This window comes from Lysinibacillus sp. FSL M8-0355 (assembly GCF_038008985.1).
In the GTDB taxonomy this organism is placed as follows: domain Bacteria; phylum Bacillota; class Bacilli; order Bacillales_A; family Planococcaceae; genus Lysinibacillus; species Lysinibacillus fusiformis_D.
Genome location: NZ_JBBPAI010000001.1, coordinates 4,762,266 through 4,786,982, shown reverse-complemented (window position 1 = coordinate 4,786,982; position 24,717 = coordinate 4,762,266). Strand labels below are relative to the sequence as shown.

Below are 24,717 nucleotides of genomic sequence, written 5' to 3'. Positions count from 1 at the left end.
ATGTCTACTCTATTTTTTATAGATGTATGCTCCGTTTAGATAATATTCATTCGGTTTAACATATTCAATTTCCATAGAATACTTACTTCGAATATCTCTTAATGACCGTGTCCAATCCCTCACATTACTAATTACTTGTAATTTTTCAGAGGGGATATTTTTATTTGGATTAAGCTCAAAGTATTTTTTTAACCGTTGGTAACCGCTAGGTTCATTAAAAACTGCTCTAAGTACATCTTCTTCATCATCTGAAAAAAGATTCTTTTTCCCTAAATTACACTCTTCACATAATGTCCAAAGGTTATCTAAATTAGATTTGCCGCCAAGCGATACAGGTGTCTTATGGTCAACATGTAGCTTCACACCATGAGCGCCACATCTTTGACAAGTTGAATTATCACGATGTAAAACAGCATATCTGTCTTTAGAATTTATAGCCTCACGTTTTGTAGTTACTACATTTTGTACTAAAGAGTTTAGTCTATAGCCATCTGGTAAAGTATCAATATCCCATCCTTCGTCACTTCGTAAAGAACGTAGAGAACGTTGCCAATCATGAACTGCAGCTCTCTCACTTAAAATGTCTCTAGAAACAACTTTCCCAACATTTTCTGTTAAACAATCTAGCAGTCTACTTTTGCCACTACTCTTTTTCATAAATAGATCCTCCCTTATTTTTACATACAGTGTACCATAGAGTATGAATTTAAAGGAAATATATACTAACGGCGTTAGGTAATAGTAATCAATTTAGCTAAAATAATTTATTAATCATATTAAAAGGCAACTTCAAATAAATATATAAAATAGAATCCTTAGATACTCGGTAGATGTATATGAAAAATAAATAAAATTAAGGAAGTATCAAAATGCCTAACATTGTTTCAATAAAACTTGTGAAGGAATCAGGTATAATTTATAAAGATATAGCATTCGCTCACCGCAAGTAATTTTGTCTTTGTTAAAAGGATTATTAGAAAATTAGATGTATAATGAGATACTAATAGAGGTGAAAAGGAAAGTGACAAAACCAAATAGATATCGAAATGTTACAAGAGCTATTAGTGAAAAAGTAGACGTAAATATGCAAATTCAATTATGGAGAATATATGATTTGCTTACTGCTGAAAGAGAAAAAGATATGGATTACTTACAGGTATTTGAAATAAAATGTGCTGATAATAATGTAATAATCACTAATGAGCAAGAAGAGCCAGCATTAAAGAAAGAATTAATTTTGAAACAAGGAAAGTTCGATGTTTTTGATACTACTATATGGATTATAGATGAGTTTGATAAGCAAACAATGCTGTTCCCTAGTGATTATTAAACTAAAAGATTTTAGGAAGACAGAATTGTCATTAAGTCTAATTAAGAGTGTTTGACCAATTAAATAGTATCAAATTACAGGGAACTCAATTTAAGAATTGGATATGTAACCAGATTCAAGGAAGAAATAGGCGAAGCAACTATACTACTCAATGGTTAGAAACATTAGTAGAGGTTATAACTGCTTCGTCTCTTTTTTTTGAACATAGAAAGAAATGAAGTAAGTTCATTTCGAGTTATGCTTCAGATTGATACCCATATTAGTATGCCCCTTCAATATGTAATTCTTCTATTATATGGATTTCCGCTAGGAACGCTTAATAAAGATATAACCTAATTAATGTAAATAAATGGAAATATAAACATTTAATATTACTAAGAAATATAATTCTTTGGAGGTTATGTAATGGAGTCAGCAAAACGAGTAAACATAGTATCAGTAAAATTAGTAAAAGAATCAAGTATGCTTTACAAACAACGAAGAGTTCGCAGCCCACAAGACAGCTACGAGCTTTTCCGAGACTACCTTGGAGAAGTGGACAGGGAGCACTTTGTGGTGATGTGTCTCGACACGAAGAACCAGCCAACAAACATCACAACGGTCCATGTAGGAAGCCTCAACGCAAGCCTTGTACATCCACGCGAGGTCATGAAAACAGCAATTCTCAGCAACTCTGGGTCCATCATCTGCTGCCACCCGCACCCCTCAGGCGATCCATCACCAAGTCCAGAAGATATAGAAGTAACTGAACGACTAGCACAAGCAGGTAAATTATTAGGTATCGAACTTTTAGATCATATCATCATAGGAGATAATCGGTTTATCTCCTTAAAAGAGAAAGGGTATTTTTAATATGAATAATTTAAGTAGTACATGAGCTCTAACATCTGAAATAGGTGTTAGAGCTTTTTATATTTAAAAGGAAGTGGAGTGCAGTAAATGAATGTAATTAGGCGACTAACAGAAGTATTAGAACAAAAGCTAGTAAAGAAAATAATGCTTCATGAAATTGGCTACGAAACAATGTGGTTCATGCATGATGAAATAGATGAAGAGATAGTGCCTCTTAATATTCTTTCAATTTTAGCAGAGCCAGTTATTTGTGAGAGTGCAAATTATACAGATGATGAAGGTAACTACTATACATTAATTATCATCGAAACAGGAAATGTCAATCCGTATGAAGCATGGTTAGTAAATGACAAAGTGATTGAGAATTTTGCTGAGGGGGATTCTATATAGCAATTATAGATAGAGAAACAGTAGAGCCTGTCAAATATGTAAAGTGGTTTATTATCTATGATCCTCTAAACTGTGAGGTTTAAGTTGAAGTAACGGATAAGTTAGAATTGCATTAGATGCTATTTTAAAGTGAAGAATAAGGAGGAATATTAGTGTGGGATAAAGTAATTGGTGCTGTAGTAATAGCAGTTGCAACAGAAGTAGCAAGAGAGATTATTAATGAAAACAAGTAATATTAACTTTTCGAATGTAGTAAAATGCTACATTCTTTTTTTATCATAATGCTTGAAATTTAGGGGGAAAGGGGGAATTATTGTAATCAAAGGAGTGTGTAAGACCTAATGAAAAAAATAACTTTAAGGGCAATTGTTCAAGAGAGATTAGGTGAGCATTACTTAACAGCATATTTAACAAACAATAATAAAGATAACAAAAACAACTATGAGAAGACTATAGAAAGGGAACAAAATAAATTCAAAAAAATACTCAAGGCATATGGTATTGAACCGAGTGTTTTTAAAGTAGGTAAACAATATCAGTTCCCATTAAAGTCCAAAAATTTTGTTCTCGAAGTATTAGACTTCAATTTAAAGAAAACACCTATTCATAAATTAAACAAAAAAGAATTACAACAAAATGGCTTTAACGATGAGCAGCTAAAAGAAGTTTTTAAAATGAGAAAAGTAATAAATAAACTAATTGGTTATCAAATTAACAGTATGAATGGTTTAAATATTTCCATGATAATTACGTCAGAATTAGGTATCAATGAATTAAAAGCAGAAGAAATTATTAATGAAAAGCTTCAATCACCAATACCAATTCAGCAACGTTTCAGTGCTATTTTTGATGAAGAAAAGTATCCAAACTTAACTTTAGAACAGCGTGTTGATATTTTTAATGAATTACAAATAGAACTAGAAACATATTTAAACACTTTTGAAGAAAGAATAGAATCGTTACTTTAATAGCAATCCCCCTTTTGTATCTTGGAAACAAAGGTGGGGATTGCTTTTCTTATAAACCATATAGAATGAAGTCAATTAAGTTAGCGCTACTTAATAAAAAACTTCGGGAGCGATTCAAATGAACAAACTAAAAAATGAAGCAATGCAGGACACACTAGCTCAAAATAATAATCCATTACAGGATGAGCAAATTTCAGTAACCAAACAGGTTGTTCTTGATATTAATAAGAATAGCGAAAACCTAGATGATTTACTAGAATTCGTTGCAAAAGAAACAAAGACATTTAAAGATATCTCCGCACGAGGATCGTCTTACGTTTCTATTGTTAAATCTGAAAATGGTACAAGATTTGTAATTAATAAGGCTACTAATGAAAAGCTAGGTTATCCAACTGAACTTTATATTGGATATAAGGATAAACATCTTATGATTTTTAATGCTAAGGGGCTTAGTATTAACAAGCTAACAGTAAAGCAGACAAAAAATAAAATTACTATTTATAATACCAAGTTAGTAGATGAAATCATTAAGCATTTTGGAATTGATTTTTCCAATATTACTAGTAAATCATTTGCTGAAGGTTATTACGAAAATAAGGGTCGAGATGTCCTATATGTAAAAATGGTCTAAGGTGCGACAGTAATGACTATTATTACAAAAACCAATAATTATAAGTGCGATACAAAAGGCGTCTATTCAGCAGATGTAGACAAAGATACAGGTCAGCTTAGTTGGGACTGGATTGGCAGACCAATCTATTTGAAGTCTGTATTTAGAATCATCGATACTGGTGAATTGTTTTGGAATATTTGTTTTAAGTGTAATGATGGTTGGCAAGAAGACGTTATTCCACGAATAGATGTTACGGAACGTAATTTCACGAATTTATTAAGAAAAGGTGCCGATGTAACAACCTGGAAAACGAAGCTAATGATCAATTATTTAATTGAATCAGAAGCAAAAATGCCAATTAGTTTACAACACAGACAATTAGGTTGGACTACCTATGATCGAAATAATTATTATGCACATCAACAGTTATATTCAGTTACTTCTAACAAGAAATCTGAGTATATTGGTGAGCTCAATATTAATAAAGCTGGTTCTTTTAATCGTTGGTCAAACGTAATAAAAAAATTAGTTGTTGGTATTCCTGAAATGGAGTTAGCGTTGTGTCTTGGGTTTTCGGCAGTTTTGGTTGGATACATCAATCGAATTTTAAACCTACATGCAGATTCTATGATATTTCATATTTCTGGAAACAGCACAACAGGTAAAACATCAGCAGCTACTGTTGCAGTTTCAGGCTTTGGGGATTCAAAAGAAGGGGCACACTCATTAATTCAAAGTTTTAATGGTACAGATAATGCTTTAACGAATTTAATGGCTAATAACAATGGTGTTCCAATTGTTTGTGATGAAACATCTCTCTCTTTAATGGGTACCCAAAAGCTCGTGAATGTACTGTACACATGGGCGAAAAATATTAGTAAAGCCCGACTAGACAAAAATAGCCAAAAGAAGCCTCAATCAGAATGGGCAACTACGATTATTACAACAGGTGAGGGTTCACTGCTCGATCAGATTAATCAAAATGAAGGTATTCGTGCCAGAGTATTTGAATTGAAAAATTTACAGTGGACTAAGAGTGCAAATCATTCCAATGTACTAGTTAAAGAGCTTTCCCAAAACTATGGTCACGGTGTTGAACCATTTGTAACCACGTTGCTTAGCTATCTTCCTAAGGATATTCAAAATTCTTGGGAAAATGAAACAGCAAAAATTGAAGAAGCCATACCTAAGTCAAAATTTAATAATCGAATTAGTAAAAAATACGCCTTAATTACAATGACGGCACAACTATTAAACGAAACATTCGATTTTAATTTGAATATTGAGAGAATAAAAGCATTGCTAGTTCAGCAAGAGGTAGAATCTATTGAAGAACGAGAAATTGGTCCGAAAGCACTTGAATTAATCCGTGAATGGCTGCTCATGAATCGTAAGCATTTTTACATTAATAATAATGATGTTAGTGAGAATCAAACGATTTGGGGAAGGATTAATATCAATAAAACAAAGCAACAAACAGAGGTTTTTATTTTACCATCTGTATTCAAGCAAATGTTACAGGAAAGAGGCTTTTCTGATCATTCTGTTGTGTTGAGAGAATTAGATAGTATAAAAGCATTAATAAAAGAAAAGGATGCAAATCAAAATAAGTACCACATCCGAAGAGTAATTAAAGGTATGGAGAATAGGGGTAGAAATGGTGTAAGTACTTATGGTCTTAAGCTAGATGGAGCCTTCATTCATACTGTATTTACTTCAAATGAAATTCAAACTAAGCAAAGAAAAGGTAAGAAATCATCAAAGCAAAATACTAGAAAAGAAGAACCAGAGCTAGTTGATATTGATGATATGTAATGCAAATTTAAGGGCGAACAGTAAGTAAGCTACTGTTCGCCAATATTAACTAATAATAATGAGGATCAGATAATGACGATTATAGATATGTTAGCAGAGATGTGTGAAAACTACTTAGTACAAACACTAGATGTGGAGGAACAAACAAATGAGTGCAATGATGATGCAGCAACAAACGAATCAACAAACATTTAGCAATACGATAACAGCAGTTAAACGAGTAGCGATTTATGCTCGTGTTTCAACAAAGGAACAAGCAGAAGAAGGTTATTCAATCGATGAACAGAAACGTTTACTAACGGAATGGTGTGATCGAAATGGTTACATTGTGCATGAAGTATATGCTGACCGTGGTATTAGTGGTAAATCAATTAAAAATCGTCCAGCTTTAGTTCAATTATTAGATGATGCAAAACATAAGAAGTTTGATGTAGTACTAGTTTGGAAAACAAATAGATTAGCTCGCAAGATACTAGATTTATTGAAAATTGTGGAAGTATTTGAGCATAGCTATATCAGTTTCCGTTCATATACAGAAAGTCTTGAAACAGAGACATCTTCTGGTAAGCTTCAGTTTCACATGATGGCGGCAATTGCAGAGTTTGAGCGTAATACGATTTCCGAAAATGTAAAGATGGGTATGTTAGCTCGTGCTAGGGAAGGTAAATGGAATGGCGGTCGTGTATTAGGCTATGACCTTGAGGATATTTCAACCCAAGATAATAAGCGTAAACATACAAAGCTTGTTATAAATGAAAAGGAAGCTAAAACTGTTAAACGTATCTTTGAGCTATACATTGCTGGTAACGGTTATAAAGCCGTTGCTAATCGTGTTAATAAAGAGGGGCATTTAGGTAAACGTGGGAAGCCTTTTTCTATAAGTACGATTAAAACAATCCTAGAGAACCCTGTTTATGTAGGTATGATTCGATATGATGTTCGTAGAAACTGGACAGATAAACGGAGAGGAGACATTAATCCAACACCGATTTTGCAACAAGGTGAGCATGAGCCCATCATCTCGCAGCTTGATTGGGAGAAGGCACAACAAATCCTAAAGAAAAGATCGAGTAAGCCAAACCGAGTACATGGTGGGACTTTCCCATTCACGGGTGTTATGAAATGTCCTCAATGCGGTTCAGGCATGGTTGTCATGCGAACAGTCAATAAGCTTGTGGATGGTACACGCAAAACACTAGAATACTACGCTTGTGGAGCGTGGAAAAACCAAGGAACATCGGTTTGTCGTTCGAACACCATCCGTGCAGATAAAGCTGAAAGCTACATCTTTGAACGGCTACAAGCACTAGCAACGAATAAACAACTCATAAAAGAAGTCGCAAACCGAGTAAACAACAAGCGATCTAACCATAACGAGCCACTACGACAAGAGCACCAAGAACTCCTAAAAGAGCTGGAGCAAGCTAAACGTAAAAAGGATAAAGCGATGGAGCTTTACGAGGAAGACATCATCACAAAAGTGGACTTGCAACAAAGGCTCATCAAAGTGAATAACCAGTTAGAGCAACTAGAGCTACGACTTCAACCAATCAAGCTGCAACTGCAATCACTAAAGGTGCACACGATCAATGAAACAACCATCCAAGAGGTCATGGCTAACTTTCAGAAAGCTTTCAAAAAAGCAATGACGCAAGAACAGCAGAAACATTTGGTTACGCTCATAATCAAGGAAATAACGCTGAACGAGAAGCGTGAGGTCGGTAGCATTCAAATCCAATTTAATAGTACTGTGTTAGATTATTTAACAGAGCAAGGAGCGGATAGGTCATCAGCAGATGACTTATCTGCTCCTTTTTATGTTTTAGTAGCTATTTAATATAGGTATAAGTGGATTTTAGTTAGGATAGTCCATTCGATAATAGAAATGCTTTTATCAAAGGAAAGTGGCATATTGAAAATAAACTAGGGGGGATAGTCGTGGATAATAGTACACTAGATAGCTCTTGTTTCAATGGGGCATATAAAGAATTCGTGGAACTAATCGGATATAAAAATACACTTCGAATACATGATTATTTTGCAGGGCAATATGTAACCTTTCCGAAACGACTATTATCTGAGGAATATCTACATGAACAGATAATGAAGGAATACGACGGCACGAACGCAAAAGAGTTAGCAAGGAAATACGACTATTCCTACAGTTGGATTAGGAAAATATTGAAAAAGAGGAATTGCAATAAATAAGGTGCCTATTAATTGATACTGGGTTAAAATGGTTGTTATGTAAGTGGAAATGGAATTTGGAGGTATTTTATGAAGATATTAGGTAATTTTATCGTGTTATTCTGTTTATTTCTATTAACAGGCTGTAGTGAAAAGCAATCTGAATATAATTTAGATCAACTAGATGGACCTGCTGCTGCTCTAGTAGAATCATGGAGAGCAGATGGTATTTCAGATGATGAAATACTAAAGCGAATTGAAGATTTTATGAATGCTGATGGCACCGAGTTGTATTATGATGAAGAATCAAAAGAGCGCATTGAGCGATTACAAAAATACAAATTAGATGGTACGGAACATACATTAAAGGAATTCATGGATTTACTAAATGAACAAACGGTTTGGTCAGATATAGGTTTTGCGACAGATTTAGTTCACACGCAAGCGGAATATCCAATTAATTTTTCTGAAGAAGCACATATTGTAGATATATCTGAAAATAGTAAAGAACCTGAGTTCAAACTATTAATGTATGTAGATGACGATATAATTAGTGTTTATAAAATTAAATCCAACGAGAGTGAAGCCTTTAATCAAGATGCTGAAGCAGCATTAAAATTGATGTATGAAAATAAAGTAAATCCACAAGGAGAAGAAGCAAAAGAAACTGAATCATCGGATAAACAAACAGTCGCTGTAAAAGATGATGATAGTTCGTCTGATGTAATAAGCCAAAGCGACGTGGATAGCATTCCTGTTCCAGGAGCGAATAATACGACTGAATCAGCAAGAGATCAGATAGGCTACTTAGTAACGTATTATTTACAAACCTATGTGAACGGAGATATTGCGTCACTGGGTTATTATGTTTATCCTTCATCAGCATTTTATTTGGAGCAAGAGCGTTATATGCAGTCACTAAAATCAAAAGGAAATGTTTTAGATTTAATTGATTACAATGTAACCGCAATAGAGCAACTATCGGAGAAGAAGTATGAAGTAAATGTAGTCGAATATTACACAATAGATAACCCAGAGCAAGGTTTTAGCGATACGGAACAAAACAGCAAATATACAGTTGAAATAATAAATGGTGATTTTTATATTACAGGGTTGGAGATACTATAATTAGAAAAAAGTTCTAATTTAGCTATGTCCTGAGTTTCCTATAATAAGGAAAGAAGGTTAATAGTAAAATTATTTTTAATCAATAACTTTAAGATATGAAGCATAATATATTTAGTTCAATTACATGGTGAGTTTACATGTATTGTACTTTGTTAGTAAGAGATTAAGGGGAAAAGTAAATTAGAGGGAATGGCTGACAGAAGCTATTCTCTTTTTTATTTAGTAGTAAAAATGTTACTAATATTAGACAGATATTTTTGACTATTCCAACAGTAAGGTGATAGAATTATCATAGTTAACGCCCTATAAAAATAGTTATGGGGGAAAATGGTGAATTTCTGTCAAGCTTTATCTCAATTGTAATCACAAGGCTGACCCAGCTAATAACAATCGATAACGCTTCTGAATAACTTGGCATTTGGATACCTCCAATCGTCATAGTCAACCAATTCAATATACTAAGTATAGTATAAGCGATTAGTGCATTTAAGTAGCCTCTTTATAGGTTAGCGATAGTCTATAATTTGAAAGGAGAGTATGCTCACAAGGGTTTCTTTGATAGAGTAATAGGCTACGATTATATACCCTTGTTAGCTCTGCCAAAATGAATAAAAAAAAGTATCGTGTAAAGGGGTATAAGCACCTCGATAGCAAAAAATCGATCGAAAAAGTGAAGGATAAAATTCAGAATCCTCAATGGGTTGCTAAACATGGATTCTACCCGTTTATGCACTTTGAAATTAAATTTCAAAAATATAGTAGAAAAGAAAAGCGACCAAAAGAAAAAGTCCGTAAAATATTTTATGCATCTCACATTGATAGCTTCATATATAAATATTATGGAGATAATTTAAATGATCACTATAATTCAATTGTAGATAAAATGAATATTAATGAAGTTGCAACTGCATATAGAAATAATTTATCTGGAAAAAGTAATATTGATTTCGCTAAAGAAGTTATTGATTTTATAAAAATTCAAGAAAACGCATATATTTTTGTTGCAGATTTTACTAATTTCTTTGATACGTTAGACCACAGGTATCTTAAAGAGAAAATCCGTTATGTTCTGAAAAAGGAGACATTACCTGACGATTATTATAACGTCTTTAAGAATATAACAAAATTTAGTTATTTCATTAAAGATACGATAGAAGCAGAATTGAAGACTAAATATACTGAAAGTGAAATTAAGGATAGTTATAAATACTTCACAGATGAGGAGTTTAGAGCCTTTAAGCATAAAAATATATATAAGAATTCTAAGAGCTATGGAATTCCTCAAGGAGCAGGTATTAGTTCAGTTTGCTCTAATATTTATCTGTTAGATTTTGATGAAAAAATTCAAAAATACACTAATGAACAAAATGGATTATACAGAAGATATTGTGACGATTTAATTATAGTTATTCCTATTGAAGGAGATACTAAAAACTATAACTATAAAACTCATCAAAAATTTGTGGAGGATGTAAGAAGACAAATTCCCAATTTAGAAATTCAACCTGAAAAGACAGGTAATTATTTTTATTCTAACAATAAAATTACTGATCTAGAATTTAAGAAGGAAGAATTAGATTATTTAGGATTTAGTTTTAATGGTGAAGAAGTTCGAATTAGAGAAAAAAGTCTTTTTAAATATTACACAAGAACATATCGTAAAATAAGAATAGCTAATCGCAAATCAAAAGAATTCGGTCGTAAATCGTATAGAAGAGAGCTATATAAGAACTACTCGCACTTAGGCAAAAATAAAAAAGGGCATGGCAATTTTCTTAGTTATGTTGAAAGGGCACAGAAAATATTTGATGAAGATTCAAAAACTATAAATCTTATGGAAAAACAAGTGAAGAATCACTGGAAGAGAATCAACTCTCGTTTGGAAAAACCTAACTAAAACAATTAGAAAGTCTGACTCTTCTAGAGTCAGACCTTTTTAATAAGAATATTTAAATATACATTAAGTGAGGAGTTTACCATGGTTAAATCAGTTGTTAAAAATCAGCATTATGTTCCTCAAAGATACTTAAGAAAATTTGCTGAAGCTCAAAAAAAGAAGAATAAAAATATCTATCGCTTTAATATTTTTGATAAAGAAAAACAAGAAATAAGGGAAAAGCAGAATGTGGAAAACTATGCTTCTGAACGATACTTTTATGATGTCGATTTCAATAAACTACTGGAAGAGGCTAAATCAGAAGGAATTACTATTGAAGAAGAAATCGAGGATTTGACCAATGAAGTTGATAAACAATACCTTGAAAATGTATTTGCAACAAAGGTTGAAACAGCAATGTTTAATCCCTTTGATAACATAATTACAAAATATACTTTAACTCCTTCAAATGTGTATAAAAATGTGGAAGTAGTACCAGAGAAAGATAAGGCAACGATAGCATATTATTTGGCAATACAATTTGTAAGGACAAAAGAGTACCGAGAAAAGATAATTCAAATGCATGAAAAAGGTACAAAGCTATTACTTCGAAAGAGATTCAAAGATGAAATTGATCCTGCTTTATTAGATAGTGTAGAAATCAAGTTGAAAGACAATAGAATTAATTTAATTCATAATGAGCAATTGCTAGACACAGAACTCTTAGAATCTTTTGCAAAAATATTTCTAAAACATATTTGGATTTTTGCTGTTAACGAAACAGATACTTTATTTTATACATCCGACAACCCATTGGTCTTGTATGGTCATGAAGAAAATCATGGTATAAGTAGTAAAGGTGTTGAAATAATTTTCCCTATTACACCTAAATTAGCGTTGGTGATGAGAGAAGTGGAGCATTTTAAAACAGAATTATCTTTATACAATAGATTTGTTCATATTTCTGAGGAATACGTAAAATTCTATAATGAACTTCAAATAGGTCAATCCTACAAGTATGTTTTTTCAAAAGATAAAAACTTCAGTTTGGCATTAGAATTGATGAAAAAAAATCCAGGACTTAAGGATATTAAAAGGACTAGATTTTTAATGGGATAACAATCTGTTTAATAATAACCGCACTTAGCTATATTACGGTGAACCGTATCATAAGTAAGTGCAACGGTTCTAAAGAAAATATAAAAATCCGATTCTAAACCCTTTGAATCAATTCTTTAGTAATGCTTTCAAACCACATTGCATACGGAAAGATTTTATAAAAAAATCCATTTGACGTTCTGTATTATTTTTTGTACGATATTGAAGAAAAGAATGCCCGGACTAGAACGGGAGAGGTTCATAGCTGATACCCTCTATAAAAAACTATGGAAACATGACAATAATGCCATGTCCATATTGGACGTGGCTTTTTTTTATGTGTTTACGTATGTTTTAAATAGAATGCTTGGTGATGCCTCTCTTGAAAAGTGTTGGGAAACATTTTACAAGGAGGTTTTTTTATGTCTGGCCGAAGTCATGAAGAAGGATTAAAGGATTTAACCCTGTTAGGTAATCAAGGTACAAAGTATTCCTATGATTATGCACCAGAGGTATTAGAGGCAGTGGATAATCTACATGCCAATCGAGATTATTTCGTTAAATTTAATTGTCCAGAGTTTACTAGTTTATGCCCACTTACACATCAGCCTGATTTTGCCACGATGTACATCTCGTATATCCCAGATAAAAAAATTGTTGAAAGTAAATCACTAAAATTGTATTTATTCAGTTTTAGAAATCACGGCGATTTCCATGAAGATTGCGTCAATATCATTATGAATGACTTAATTGCATTGCTTGATCCTCGATATATCGAGGTTTGGGGGAAATTTACGCCACGTGGGGGTATCTCGATCGATCCATGGTGTAACTATGGGAAGCCAGGAACAAAATACGAAGAAATCGCCAATTATCGTTTAATGAACCACGACCTTAATCCAGAAAAAATTGATAATCGATAAATGGAGAATTAAATAGTTCCATCAAGAAAGAGGTTTTTAGCTACCCTCTTAAAAAAACTAAGAAGAAAGCAGCACTTTTTCTTAGAGTGCTGTTTTTTCGATATAAGGGAGTTTTATAGATGAAGCAGGAAAAAGCAATTGTTGTATTTAGTGGAGGTCAGGACAGTACAACTTGTTTGTTTTGGGCAAAGGAACGTTTTGAAGAGGTTGAGGCAGTCACTTTTGATTATGGTCAAAGGCATCGCCTTGAAATTGAATGTGCAAAGGAGATAGTGGGTGAACTTGGTATCAAGCATCATATTCTTGATATGTCACTCCTGAACCAGCTTGCTCCAAATGCTTTGACACGACAAGATATTACAGTAGAGGAAGGAGATAATGGTGAGCTTCCATCGACTTTTGTCCCTGGTCGAAATCTTCTCTTTCTTTCGTTTGCAGGTGTTTTAGCGAGTCAAGTAGGAGCTAAGCATATCGTGACGGGCGTTTGTGAAACGGATTTTAGCGGATATCCGGATTGCCGAGATGTTTTTATTAAATCCTTGAATGTAACGTTAAATTTATCGATGGATGATTCTTTTGTTATTGATACACCGTTGATGTGGCTGAATAAGGCACAGACATGGGAGCTTGCTGATCGTTTTGGGGCATTGGAATTTGTTCGAGAAAGAACGTTGACTTGCTATAACGGTGTTATAGCGGATGGTTGCGGTGAATGCCCAGCATGTAAACTGCGAAAAAAAGGGCTTGATGAGTATTTGCGTTATAGGAAGGAGTCTTAAGGGATGTTAGATTTTAAAATCGTCGATAAGCTCCAAAAAATAGATGAGGATATTCAAAGAGATCAATTGAACTATCATGCAAAGCGTGTTCTTGTAAGCAAAGAATTTACCTTTGATGCTGCTCATCATTTACATCATTATGAGGGAAAATGTAAAAACCTACATGGTCATACCTATCGTGTAGTATTGGGATTGAGTGGCTACACAGATGAACGCGGTTTGATGATTGATTTTGGCGATATAAAAAAAATATGGAAACAAAAAATAGAGATTCATTTGGATCATCGTTATTTAAATGAAACGCTTCCACCCATGAATACGACAGCAGAAAACATGGTAGTTTGGATTTATGAAAAGTTGGCAGAGGCCTTGCTTGATGAACCAAGCTATAACGGTGCATGTGTAGAGTTTATTAGGTTATATGAAACTCCGACAAGCTATGCAGAAGCGAGACGGGAGTGGATGGAAGGTGAGTAAGGTACCTGTTATCGAGATTTTTGGACCGACGATTCAAGGTGAAGGGATGGTAGTTGGCCAGAAGACAATGTTTGTGAGAACTGCAGGTTGTGATTATTCCTGTTCTTGGTGTGATTCATCGTTTACTTGGGATGGTAGTGGAAAGCATCTGATTGTCCAAATGACAGCGGAAGAGATTTGGACTGAGTTGAAACGTCTTGGAGGCAATGGCTTCTCATTTGTCACGATTTCAGGCGGCAATCCTGCACTCAATCCACATTTAGCTGAGCTCATTGCCATTTTAAAAGAAAACAACATAAGAATTGGGGTGGAAACACAGGGAAGTAGGTGGCAAAAATGGATGCATGAGATTGATGAACTGACCATTTCTCCAAAGCCACCTAGTTCTGGAATGACCACAGACTATTCGGTGCTCTCATATATCTTCGAAAAGCTTAAAAATCAAAACAGCAATCACCATATATCTCTCAAAATAGTCGTTTTTAATCAAGAGGATTATGATTATGCTAAACAAATTCACCATCGATATCCAATGATTCCCTTTTATCTTCAAGTCGGTAATGATGATTTTATGACAACTGATAATTCACAATTAATTATGCATTTATTGGGTAAATATCATGCACTGATTGATAGAGTGATGAAGGATGAAGAATTAAGAGATGTTAAAGTACTGCCACAGTTACATGCCCTTGTTTGGGGAAATAAAAGAGGCGTATAGTATGCCATTACAAAAATGTTTTTAAATTGAGGAGTAGTAGTATGAGAATATTGTTTTATTTATTATCTATTGTCATTGCTAATGTAGTAACGGCAGCATTTGCGCCATTGCACTTCGGTATGTTTATTGTTCCAATGGGGACGTTTTTAATTGGGGCAACCTTTATTTTTCGGGACCTTGTACAAAATAAATATGGTAGAGCAAAGACGTATTTATTTATTATTACAGCTTTAATTTTATCAGCAGTAGTGTCATTCCTACTGGGGGATACACTTTTGATTGTGTTAGCGTCAGCACTATCATTTGTTGTCGCTGAAACAGCTGATACAGAAATCTATACTCGATTAAAATTACCAATGGCTTGGCGTGTGTTCTACAGTGGTCTTGTTGGAGGATTTTTGGATTCTGCAATTTTCGTAGTAATCGGCTTGAGTCCACTTGGAGCTAATATATTACCTTGGGAAGCCGTACCAGCCGCCATTTTCGGACAAATTGTTGTGAAGACAATTATTCAAATGTTTGGCGCAATGATTTTAAATCAAGTTGGTACAATGAAAGAAAAACATCTAACTACAGGATAACTCGTTGAAAACATTGATTAGGCATATTCCACAAGAGATGCCGTTCATTTTGACGAGACAGAGCTATAAGTAAAACAGGCAGATTCGCTTTATAATGCGAATCTGCCTAGTTTAATTTTAAAGGTCTTATTGCATTTTCAATTGTTTCTATCATTTTTATGCTGATTTCTCTAGTTTTTGATCTAAATGGTGACTAAGAAAAGTTAGCAAACTTGCACAGACGGCAACAATCCCACCGACCCATGTAACATTCATTAAATTTCCCTGATGATAAACAATTCCACCTAATGCAGAACCAAAAGCGATACCTACGTTACTTGCTACAGGCATAAGTGAAGCAGCCAATCCTTTCGCACTGGGTTGGTAAATTTCAGCGAGGTCTATTAAATAAAGCTGAGTAGATGTTGTTAAGAGGATAGCCATTAATGACATTAAGCCAATATTGACCAGCCCTAAAATAAAATGATTTGTAGTCCAAAATAAACTTGTCAGAACAATAGCCTGCACAAGAAAAACAAAGCGAAGGCGACCGATAGCATTATGACTGGCAATTTTACTGGCGAGGATATTGCTGAAAATCGAAATAAACCCATAACCAAATAAGATTAGACTAATAGAATTATTTGGTGCTCCCATTCCCTTCAAAATAGGAACAAGGTACGTAAAGACAGCGTAAGTTGCCCCAAATCCTAGAGCAGGAATGAAAAAGGCCATTAAAATACGCGGCTTGATCATTAAAGAAAACTGATCCCGTATCGAACTACGTACTTGGCTGAGTTGATTAGGTAAGACAAAAAAGGATGCCAAAAACGCCAAACCACCTAGAAAGGTTGTTAACATGAAAGTGGCATTCCAACCATACCAGTCTGCGATTACAATACCAATTGGTACTCCAACGACATTTGCTAGTGTGAAACCACCAAAAACGAATGATATAGCAAGTCCGCGTTTGTTTATCGGCATGGTTTCGCTTGCAACAATCATGGCTAGAGAGATTAATACTCCTGTTACAATCGCTGTCATAATACGAAGTACAAGCAGCATGATGTAGCTCGTTGAAATGACGCAAAAAGCATTGAGGACGATGAAAGAAAGGATCAAAAACAACATCCATTTACGCTTTGGAAAATGACTTGTTGCTGACATCACTAGTGGTGTGGCAATAGCAAATGTAATGGCAAATGCAGAAACAAGTGTGCCTGCTTTTGCATTAGTCATTTGAAGGCTTGAGGAAATATCAGTTAAGATTCCGACTATAACAAATTCGCTTGTCCCTAGTACAAATGTCAATAACGTAAGTGTTAAAATGAGTAACCAATGTCGCTTGGATAATTGTGAGTTGTGCATAGATACCTCTTTCTAAGATGAATATAAATGTGTAGTAGATAAACAACCTAAACATCATATCATAAAATATTTTAGCGAGAAAAAAACTTTCTAGATTAAATCGGAATGAATGGATTCCCAAAATCGACAAAACTACAGAGAAATCACATTCTGTTGCTAATCCTAAAAGGATATCAATAAAGATGCTTTTGTATTAAATATGTACATAAAGAATAATTCCTAGTACCTTCCACTTTTCCTTAAAGAAGGAATTTACTGATTTTGCTCGAACTCTATAAATAAGAAATTCCTGTTCAAAATCTAAAATACTCACTTAAAGATGCTCCCTTTTAAAAGGGGAAAAGGAAGGTTCATGATGATTCAATTCCAAAAAGATAATATTACTGTTTTTCAAAGTGCATTGTATATGACTACTTCGGCTATCATTCAAACGAATGAAGCGATAATTATGACAGATCCTAATTGGTTACCTAGCGAAATTGAAGAAATTCAGGCTTACATAAACAACATGAAAGGTGATAAGCAACTATATATTATTTACACTCATAGCGATTTTGACCATATTATTGGTTCAGGGGCCTTTCCAGGAGCAAAGGTAATTGCATCTAAACAATTTGATAAAAATCCGAACAAAGCAAAAAGCATTCAAAAAATCAAACAATTTGATCAAAGCTATTATATACAGAGGAGCTATTCTCCTGTATATCCAACCGTAGATATTGTCGTTTCAGAGGATGGGCAAACATTAGAGTTAGATTCGATAACTATGACATTTTATCAAGCACCTGGCCATACGAATGATGGTTTATTTACAGTGATAGAGCCGTATGGGCTATTTCTTTCGGGAGATTACTTGTCAGATATTGAGTTTCCTTTCATCTTTAGCAGTTATAAAGACTATGTCAATACTATTCGTAAAGCTGAAGATATTTTACTGCATCATCAAATAACAACCCATATACCAGGACACGGAACGACAACACAGAACCAACAAGAAATCCAAAAAAGGATTCATTTTTCTAAACATTACTTAGCACAGCTTCCGCAGGATAACGAAGAGTTAGAGAAATGTTTAAGGGAAGAGTATTCGTTTTTTGAAGGAATGAAAAGCATTCATACTGACAATAAAAAGATGGTCAATAAAGTATGTTCAGAAGAGAATCTGTAGTCGATAATCTTTTGAGATGTATTACAAGTAAAACAAAAAGGAGATTGGCTTAGTACCCATAGAAAAAACACCTCCACGTTGAATGTTTTGTATTTAATACCCGTTTTTCAACGAAAGGTGTTTTTATTTGTCTCCTTTTTTTAGGTCAGTGCGAGATGGATACGCATTGTCTTTTTTCCTGAGTATTGTCTACGTTTAGGCAAATGTACAAACTCCTCGGTTATTTCAGTCCTTCCGTACAAAAGTTGTAGAGGTTTTACTTTTGTGTCGGGCCTTTCAATGTCTAATAGAGGTGAGGGGCACAATTGCCCTTTAGTTCATGTGAAAATGTAATTACAGAAAATGAGGTTTTATTATAAAACTACTATTCTAAATAATATTGTAAAAGTTTAATATAAACATTTTACAAAAAATTTAGAATATTAATATTAAATAACAATATATTTATTATTTTTCTGTTAAAATTACTATGTTAAACAATATTTTGGCAATGTTTAATAATTACAATTAATTGTATTGATTGGATTCAAAATCATCCTTATTAAATAGGAATGGGGAGGTATTACTCTAAGTATGCGTAAATGGGGAAAATCGAAGTATTTAAAAGCAATAACAGCAATGGCATTAACGGCTTCAGCGGTAGTAGTAGCACCGATTGCATCTGAAGCTAGTAGTTTCAAGGATGTACAACGAACGCATCCATTTTATGACGAGATTAAAAATTTAAATGATCGTGGCATTATTAATGGGTTCCAAGATGGGACATTTAAATCTGAGCAAAACGTAACACGTGGACAAGCTGCTAAAATTATTGCGGGTGTATTAGGACTGGATACATCGAATGTTAGCAATCCAAACTTTAAAGATATTCCTACTAATCATGTATATTTTGGTGCAATTGCTGCATTAAAGGAAAAGGGGATTATTAATGGTTATGAGGATGGAACATTCCGTCAGGATGAATTTATTCAACGTAACCATGTAGCAAAAATTTTAGCGAACGCTTTTAATTTAAAAGCTTCAAATACGAATTCATTACCGTTCACTGATGTGCATGCAGATTATAAAGAAGCGATTGCTGCTTTATATGAAAACAACGTAACGGCTGGTAAGACAGCTACATTATTTGATGGTTCTTCCAATGTAACACGAGGACAACTGGCTGCATTTATTACTCGTTCAGAAGCTGTTAGTAATCCGACTACTCAACCTTCTCAAAGTGTAACGTTTAAAGTTGAAAAATATACAGCGAATGAAATTGCTATTAATGGTAAAACTTATTTATTTGGTGATTCAGTAAAGTCAATTTTTACAACTAAAAATAAAACCGCACTAACAGGAGCAAAAATTACAGCAACTATTGAAAATGGGATTATAACAAACGTAAATAACGTTGTTTTAAATAAGGCAGGTTCAGCAGAGATGGGCGTTGTATTCAATACAAATGCAACGCTCGATTCTATAACAATTAACGCAGATGGTGTGACTGTTAAAAATGTATCAGTTACAGGAAATGTAACCATTACCTCAAATGTTAAGAGGAAAATGGAATTTGATGGTACTACAATTACTGGCGATTTAATTATAGCTGATGCAATAGATGGTCAAAGTACACTTGTATTGAAAATCAAAAATTCGCACACAGAAAAAGTACAAGTCAAGCGTCAAAATATTTCGATTGTGACGGACACGGTGATTCCTGAAATTATCATAGCAGCTCCCATTGCTGCTATAAATATTGATGGATCAGCAACGAAGGTAACAATTGAATCTACGGCAAAACTGAATATGACTGGGAATGTAAAGTTTGAACGATTGTTGCTTCCTACGGCAGTGGAGTTAGAATTGAATGCTATTGGTTTAGTGAAATATTTAACGGTTCTAAACGCTGATGCTCGAATTACAATCGGTTCAGGTTTACTAATAAATGACTTGTCGATTCCAGCAGGTTCAACGGTAACAAAAATTATAACAAACTATGCCTCGGTTGCTTCCCAAATTAAAGCCATTATTGGAGGTTCTTCGCCAAGTACAGGGGTTCCAAATACAGGTGGAGGAAATGTGGCACCCGATCCGGTTATTCCACCAGAAAAAGTGAGTGAATTTAATGTAAAGAATGCGGAGGAATTAAAACAAGCATTAAATAAAGCTAAAGCAGGAGACTTGATTAGGTTAACAGCTCCAATGACTGCAGATGTAACGCTAACAGATTTAGTAATGATTGATTTGAATGGTCAAACCTTGAATGGGAATGTAACGCTAACAGCACCTACAGCTTCAGGGAGGTACTCTTTAATGCCATCTGGTAGTACTGGTACTATTGCAGGGGATTTAATCATTGCTGCACCAAATGTGAATATCAGTTTAGATGGGTTAACCGTTGAAGGGAACACAATAATTGAATAATAACTTCTAGTAAATTCCTTTGTAAGATAGGGAAAAAGTTGATTGTATAGATAAAAAATCATAAGGAGCTAAACGAATGAAGAAATATGAATGTAATGTCGTTTCCAAGATAGCTTTATCATTTTTACTTGTAATTTCTATGATTTTGCCTTACTTAACAATTGCAAAGGCGGAAACGACAGAAGCTATTGGAGTGGGGGAATCGGTCAGTCAATTGGATCCAACTTCTGAATTAACAATTGCTGAAGCTCGTGCAGCGGTTGGAACGGACCGCACAGTCCAAATTCAAGGGACGGTTACGACAACACCTGGTAGCTGGGGAGGTAAGGCCTTCTATGTACAGGATGATTCAGCAGGAGTATATGTTTTCTCCAGTTCTCCCGAAGCAGGGAGCTTAGCTGTTGGAGATATTGTCAAAATCACAGGGAAAACGAGTTTATATAGCGGAGAGGTTCAATTTAATTCACCGATAATTGAACGAATTTCAACTGGGACAGCACCAGCGCCACAAACAGTGAATCTACCGATTGATGACAGTATGCAAGGTGAATTAATTACACTTGAAAATATGAAGATTAAAGATTTAAAGCCATCTGGTACGTCTGGTACATTTGAATTTAAAGCAGTCGATGCAGCATATAACGAGCTGTTAATTCGCCATGATAACCGTACAGGCTATCAGTTCTCTCAATTTGAAGCAGATGGGTTCAATAACAATGATGTGATTACCGTGACAGGGATTGCTTCAATTTTTAACGGAACTTATCAATTAAAAACGTTAAGCTCGAAAAGCTTCCAATTAGTATTAAATTATGAGCCAACACAAGTAGCGAATATTAAAGCTGTTCCAGCAACAGGCGAAGTCTATGTAGGAACAAAAGTAACATTGTCTACAGATACGCCAAATGCAACAATCTATTACACGATAGATGGTTCTGAACCGTCAACAGCTAGTGCGGTTTATGATGCGGCAGCTGGCATTGTTGTCAATGAAGCAATGACGATCAAAGCATTTGCTACAGCAACAAGCTTAAATGATAGTGAAATAGCGTCCTTTCATTATGCAGTTAAAGAACAGCCAACAGTTATTTCCATTACGGAAGCTCGTCATAAAGAAATCGGACAAAATGTCATCGTATCAGGTATTGTAACAGCAAAATTAGAAACTGCTACAGCGCACATTCAAGATGAAGATGGTGCGGCGATAGCCATTTATCCTGTAGATAGTCTTACTGCTAATATCGGTGATCGGGTGACGGTGCAAGGTCAAGTAGCTGAATATAGCGGACTAAAGCAATTAATGAATATTTCGCTTGTTGGCATGCCTATTCCTTCGACAATACCAGAGCCACACATTATTAAAAGTATTGAGGTTGCAGAAGATAATGAGTCGAAATTAGTAACGATTAAAAATGTTGCCATTACTGGTTCAGGTCAAAACTTTACCGGAACAGATGATGTAGGCACATTTGCTATTTACGATAAAACACGTGACTCAGGTTTAGTGAGTGGAAAAACGTATGGGGAAATTACAGGAATTATTGGTCAATATACAAACCACCAACTGCTTCCGATACGCATTATTGAAGATGTAACAAAGGTTCAGGATATCAAAGCCTCTCACGTTGGGGGCGTAACAGCGGGCACGAAAGTCTCGCTTTCTACAATGACAGAAGGTGCAACCATTTATTACACAGTGGATGGCTCAACACCAACTACAGCTAGTACAAAGTATACAGGAGAAATTCTTGTTAATAAACCAATGACGATTAAAGCGATTGCGGTGAAAGAAGGTTTAACGAACAGTGCGATTGCTACATTTGTTTATGAAATTATTGATACTAAAAATGCAAAAATTAGCGATATTCAAGGGGCAAGCCATAAATCACCATATGTCGATTTAACAGTAAATGATGTAGAGGGAATTGTTACATTCGTCATCAATTCAACTAGCTTTATTATGCAAGAAAATGGGCCGATGTTCGATGGCGTAAAATCAACAGCAATCAAGGTAAATAAGTCGGCACATAATGTAAAAGTAGGGGATGTTATTAAAGTAGCAGGAAATGTAATAGAAGCAGGTGGAAACTCTCGATTGACAGATACGCAAATTTCAGCAACAACTATGACAAAAACGGGTACGGCAGTAATTCCAGAAGCTCTTGTGATAGGGGAGGACCTTTTCCCACCTAATAAAATTATCGATAATGATGGCTTTGCCGTTTTTGACCCACAAGAAGATGGCATCGACTTTTGGGAATCCATCGAGTATATGCGGGTATCATTCCCGGATGCGAGAGTAATTGGACCGATTTATAATAATGATTCACCAATTGTTGTACCGAGCACAACAAATAATACATTTAATGTGAATGGTGGTTTAAATATTGCTGTCGACGATTATAACCCTGAAAAAATTATGCTTGAAGGGGTAGCAGGGAAAAATTATGATTCAGGTGATCGTTTTAATGAAGCGCTTATCGGATTTGTAGAAAATTTTACAGATGGCTATCGACTGAACACGAATAAGGTCTTCCCGGAAGTGACAAAGGCAAATCTTCAACAAGAAGTGACGTATCTTGAACCAGTAGCGGACAAGTTAAATGTCGCTTCTTATAATATCGAAAACTTTTCGAATAATGTTGCCAATACATCAAATGAAAAAGTAGACAGAATTGCAGCGACATTTGTGAAAAACATGAAGTCACCAGATATCATTACATTAGTCGAAGTACAAGATAATGATGGGCAAATTGATTCAGGAAATGCTGATGCATCGGAAAGCTATATGCGATTAATTCATGCAATTAAAGCTGCAGGTGGCCCCGCCTATGATTGGATTGATGTCATGCCAATTAACAATACAGTAGGTGGAGCACCTGGTGGTAATATTCGTGTAGGTTACTTATATAACCCGACGCGTGTTTCATTAGTGACAGGTATAAAGGGAGTAGGTGACCAAGCGAATACGTGGACAGCAGATGGAGGTCTTGCCTTAAATCCTGGCTTTGTTGATCCATCAAAATTTGTAGATACACGTAAACCAATTGCAGTGGAATTTGAATTCCAGGAAGAGCGTGTAGTCATTATTGGAGCTCACTTAAATTCTAAAGGTGGGGATGGTTCACTTTGGGGGCCAACACAGCCGCCAGTATTAGAATCAGTAACGAAACGTCTTCAGCTAGCTCAAGCCATCAATGACTTTATCGATAAAGGTCTTGCAATGAATCCGAATTTAAATATCATTGTAGCAGGGGACATGAATGACTTTGAATTCACACCAGCACTTGAAACGTTAAAAGGTGATGTTTTAACGAATATGGTAGATAAAGCCCCAGAAAAAGACCGTTTTACGTACTTCTTCCAAGGGAATAATCAAGTGTTGGATCATATTTTAGTTTCGAATAATCTTGCTGATGTTACCGAAATTGACTTGATTCATATTAATGCGAACTTTACAGAGGCACAAGGTCGAGCATCGGATCATGACCCAGTATTAGTTCAAATTGATTTGAAGGCAGGGAAAGAAGAAATACCAACACCAATATTACCTGAAAATGTATATAGCTTTAATAACTACAAAACAGGTAAATTAATAGTGAATCGCCCAAGTGTTTCGTTAACGTTAGGGGAAAATACAAATATTAAAAATGGGATTGCGGTATTTAGTCAATATGCTGAATTCCATGGTGAAGGATTTGCGGACAAAACGGTAACGATTAGTCCCAAAAAAGGAAATGCGATTATTGACTTTAAAGGAACGAAAATGGGTGAAATTATTATTGAAGGGGAAAATGTAAAAGAAATTCGAAATTTACCTGTTGGAGCGAACATAACATATACTAAAGGAGCTTCGGAAGAGAAAATTAAGTTTAAATAAAAACTAAGGATGCTAAACACAAATTTTATTGGCATCATCATCTTCTGAAGCAAGTAATACATTTTTAATAGTTAGGCATATTCAGATTATATGAATATGCCTATTTTTTTTATTGTAAAGCTAGTCCATACGTTTTAGAAAATTTTGATATGTATATCAACAAATAAATATCCTTATT

Annotated in this window: 22 protein-coding genes and 1 riboswitch; of the genes, 20 read left to right on the top strand and 2 right to left on the bottom strand. The window is 34.6% G+C overall.

Annotated elements, in window-relative coordinates; translation table 11 throughout:
* Nucleotides 1–9: 9 nt before the first annotated feature.
* Entirely contained in the window at nucleotides 10–657 is a 648-nt protein-coding gene (locus MKY46_RS23475) for an HNH endonuclease (protein WP_340835604.1), read from the bottom strand.
* A 364-nt stretch (nucleotides 658–1,021) separates the two neighbouring features.
* Between MKY46_RS23475 and MKY46_RS23470 the strand changes: the two genes are divergently transcribed.
* From MKY46_RS23470 to MKY46_RS23390, 17 genes are all read left to right on the top strand, one after another.
* On the top strand, nucleotides 1,022–1,330 hold the full coding sequence (locus MKY46_RS23470; protein ID WP_340835603.1) for a DUF960 family protein: 309 nt from the start codon (nucleotides 1,022–1,024) through the stop codon (nucleotides 1,328–1,330).
* Between the two features lie 405 nt (nucleotides 1,331–1,735).
* A complete protein-coding gene (radC, locus tag MKY46_RS23465; RefSeq protein ID WP_340835602.1) occupies nucleotides 1,736–2,182 on the top strand; it encodes a RadC family protein in 447 nt (148 codons plus the stop codon).
* An 87-nt stretch (nucleotides 2,183–2,269) separates the two neighbouring features.
* A complete protein-coding gene (locus MKY46_RS23460; RefSeq protein ID WP_340835601.1) occupies nucleotides 2,270–2,572 on the top strand; it encodes a hypothetical protein in 303 nt (100 codons plus the stop codon).
* A gap of 341 nt (nucleotides 2,573–2,913) precedes the next feature.
* A complete protein-coding gene (locus MKY46_RS23455) occupies nucleotides 2,914–3,540 on the top strand; it encodes a hypothetical protein (RefSeq protein WP_340835599.1) in 627 nt (208 codons plus the stop codon).
* 118 nt (nucleotides 3,541–3,658) lie between these two features.
* Nucleotides 3,659–4,171: a hypothetical protein gene (locus MKY46_RS23450; protein ID WP_340835597.1), complete on the top strand. Its 513-nt coding sequence runs from the start codon at nucleotides 3,659–3,661 to the stop codon at nucleotides 4,169–4,171.
* A 12-nt stretch (nucleotides 4,172–4,183) separates the two neighbouring features.
* Nucleotides 4,184–5,968, top strand: coding sequence for a DUF927 domain-containing protein (locus tag MKY46_RS23445; RefSeq protein ID WP_340835595.1), 1,785 nt, complete (start codon nucleotides 4,184–4,186; stop codon nucleotides 5,966–5,968).
* A gap of 72 nt (nucleotides 5,969–6,040) precedes the next feature.
* Nucleotides 6,041–6,163 (top strand): hypothetical protein, encoded by a 123-nt coding sequence (locus tag MKY46_RS23440; RefSeq protein WP_340835593.1) that lies wholly within the window; start codon nucleotides 6,041–6,043, stop codon nucleotides 6,161–6,163.
* On the top strand, nucleotides 6,117–7,805 hold the full coding sequence (locus MKY46_RS23435; protein ID WP_340835591.1) for a recombinase family protein: 1,689 nt from the start codon (nucleotides 6,117–6,119) through the stop codon (nucleotides 7,803–7,805). The genes MKY46_RS23440 and MKY46_RS23435 overlap by 47 nt, the downstream gene beginning before the upstream one ends.
* 101 nt (nucleotides 7,806–7,906) lie before the next feature.
* Nucleotides 7,907–8,176 (top strand): Mor transcription activator family protein, encoded by a 270-nt coding sequence (locus tag MKY46_RS23430; RefSeq protein ID WP_340835589.1) that lies wholly within the window; start codon nucleotides 7,907–7,909, stop codon nucleotides 8,174–8,176.
* A 69-nt stretch (nucleotides 8,177–8,245) separates the two neighbouring features.
* Nucleotides 8,246–9,283 carry a TcaA NTF2-like domain-containing protein gene (locus MKY46_RS23425; RefSeq protein WP_340835587.1) on the top strand — a complete coding sequence of 346 codons (1,038 nt, stop codon included), beginning with the start codon at nucleotides 8,246–8,248 and terminating at the stop codon, nucleotides 9,281–9,283.
* A 604-nt stretch (nucleotides 9,284–9,887) separates the two neighbouring features.
* The gene (locus MKY46_RS23420) at nucleotides 9,888–11,180 is read left to right on the top strand and encodes a reverse transcriptase domain-containing protein (protein WP_340835584.1); all 1,293 of its coding nucleotides are present in this window, start codon (nucleotides 9,888–9,890) and stop codon (nucleotides 11,178–11,180) included.
* 81 nt (nucleotides 11,181–11,261) lie between these two features.
* A complete protein-coding gene (locus MKY46_RS23415) occupies nucleotides 11,262–12,278 on the top strand; it encodes a DUF4238 domain-containing protein (protein WP_340835581.1) in 1,017 nt (338 codons plus the stop codon).
* Between the two features lie 227 nt (nucleotides 12,279–12,505).
* Nucleotides 12,506–12,552, top strand: a riboswitch (PreQ1 riboswitch).
* Nucleotides 12,553–12,679: 127 nt separating this feature from the next.
* Nucleotides 12,680–13,180: a preQ(1) synthase gene (queF, locus tag MKY46_RS23410; RefSeq protein WP_036119398.1), complete on the top strand. Its 501-nt coding sequence runs from the start codon at nucleotides 12,680–12,682 to the stop codon at nucleotides 13,178–13,180.
* Nucleotides 13,181–13,299: 119 nt separating this feature from the next.
* The gene (queC, locus tag MKY46_RS23405) at nucleotides 13,300–13,959 is read left to right on the top strand and encodes a 7-cyano-7-deazaguanine synthase QueC (RefSeq protein ID WP_340835578.1); all 660 of its coding nucleotides are present in this window, start codon (nucleotides 13,300–13,302) and stop codon (nucleotides 13,957–13,959) included.
* A 3-nt stretch (nucleotides 13,960–13,962) separates the two neighbouring features.
* On the top strand, nucleotides 13,963–14,436 hold the full coding sequence (gene queD, locus MKY46_RS23400) for a 6-carboxytetrahydropterin synthase QueD (RefSeq protein WP_036119403.1): 474 nt from the start codon (nucleotides 13,963–13,965) through the stop codon (nucleotides 14,434–14,436).
* Nucleotides 14,429–15,157 (top strand): 7-carboxy-7-deazaguanine synthase QueE, encoded by a 729-nt coding sequence (queE, locus tag MKY46_RS23395; protein ID WP_340835576.1) that lies wholly within the window; start codon nucleotides 14,429–14,431, stop codon nucleotides 15,155–15,157. The genes queD and queE overlap by 8 nt, the downstream gene beginning before the upstream one ends.
* A 41-nt stretch (nucleotides 15,158–15,198) precedes the next feature.
* Nucleotides 15,199–15,738 carry a VUT family protein gene (locus MKY46_RS23390; RefSeq protein ID WP_340835574.1) on the top strand — a complete coding sequence of 180 codons (540 nt, stop codon included), beginning with the start codon at nucleotides 15,199–15,201 and terminating at the stop codon, nucleotides 15,736–15,738.
* A 156-nt stretch (nucleotides 15,739–15,894) separates the two neighbouring features.
* On the opposite strand, the gene MKY46_RS23385 is transcribed toward MKY46_RS23390, so the two are convergent.
* Nucleotides 15,895–17,085 (bottom strand): MFS transporter, encoded by a 1,191-nt coding sequence (locus tag MKY46_RS23385; RefSeq protein ID WP_036119412.1) that lies wholly within the window; start codon nucleotides 17,083–17,085, stop codon nucleotides 15,895–15,897.
* Nucleotides 17,086–17,440: 355 nt separating this feature from the next.
* Between MKY46_RS23385 and MKY46_RS23380 the strand changes: the two genes are divergently transcribed.
* The 3 genes from MKY46_RS23380 (at nucleotide 17,441) to MKY46_RS23370 (ending at nucleotide 24,539) form a co-directional block, all read left to right on the top strand.
* The gene (locus MKY46_RS23380) at nucleotides 17,441–18,253 is read left to right on the top strand and encodes an MBL fold metallo-hydrolase (protein WP_340835571.1); all 813 of its coding nucleotides are present in this window, start codon (nucleotides 17,441–17,443) and stop codon (nucleotides 18,251–18,253) included.
* A gap of 573 nt (nucleotides 18,254–18,826) precedes the next feature.
* Nucleotides 18,827–20,659, top strand: a complete 1,833-nt coding sequence (locus MKY46_RS23375) for an S-layer homology domain-containing protein (RefSeq protein WP_340835569.1) — start codon at nucleotides 18,827–18,829, stop codon at nucleotides 20,657–20,659.
* 76 nt (nucleotides 20,660–20,735) lie between these two features.
* Nucleotides 20,736–24,539, top strand: coding sequence for a chitobiase/beta-hexosaminidase C-terminal domain-containing protein (locus MKY46_RS23370; protein ID WP_340835568.1), 3,804 nt, complete (start codon nucleotides 20,736–20,738; stop codon nucleotides 24,537–24,539).
* The last annotated feature ends 178 nt before the right edge of the window (nucleotides 24,540–24,717 follow it).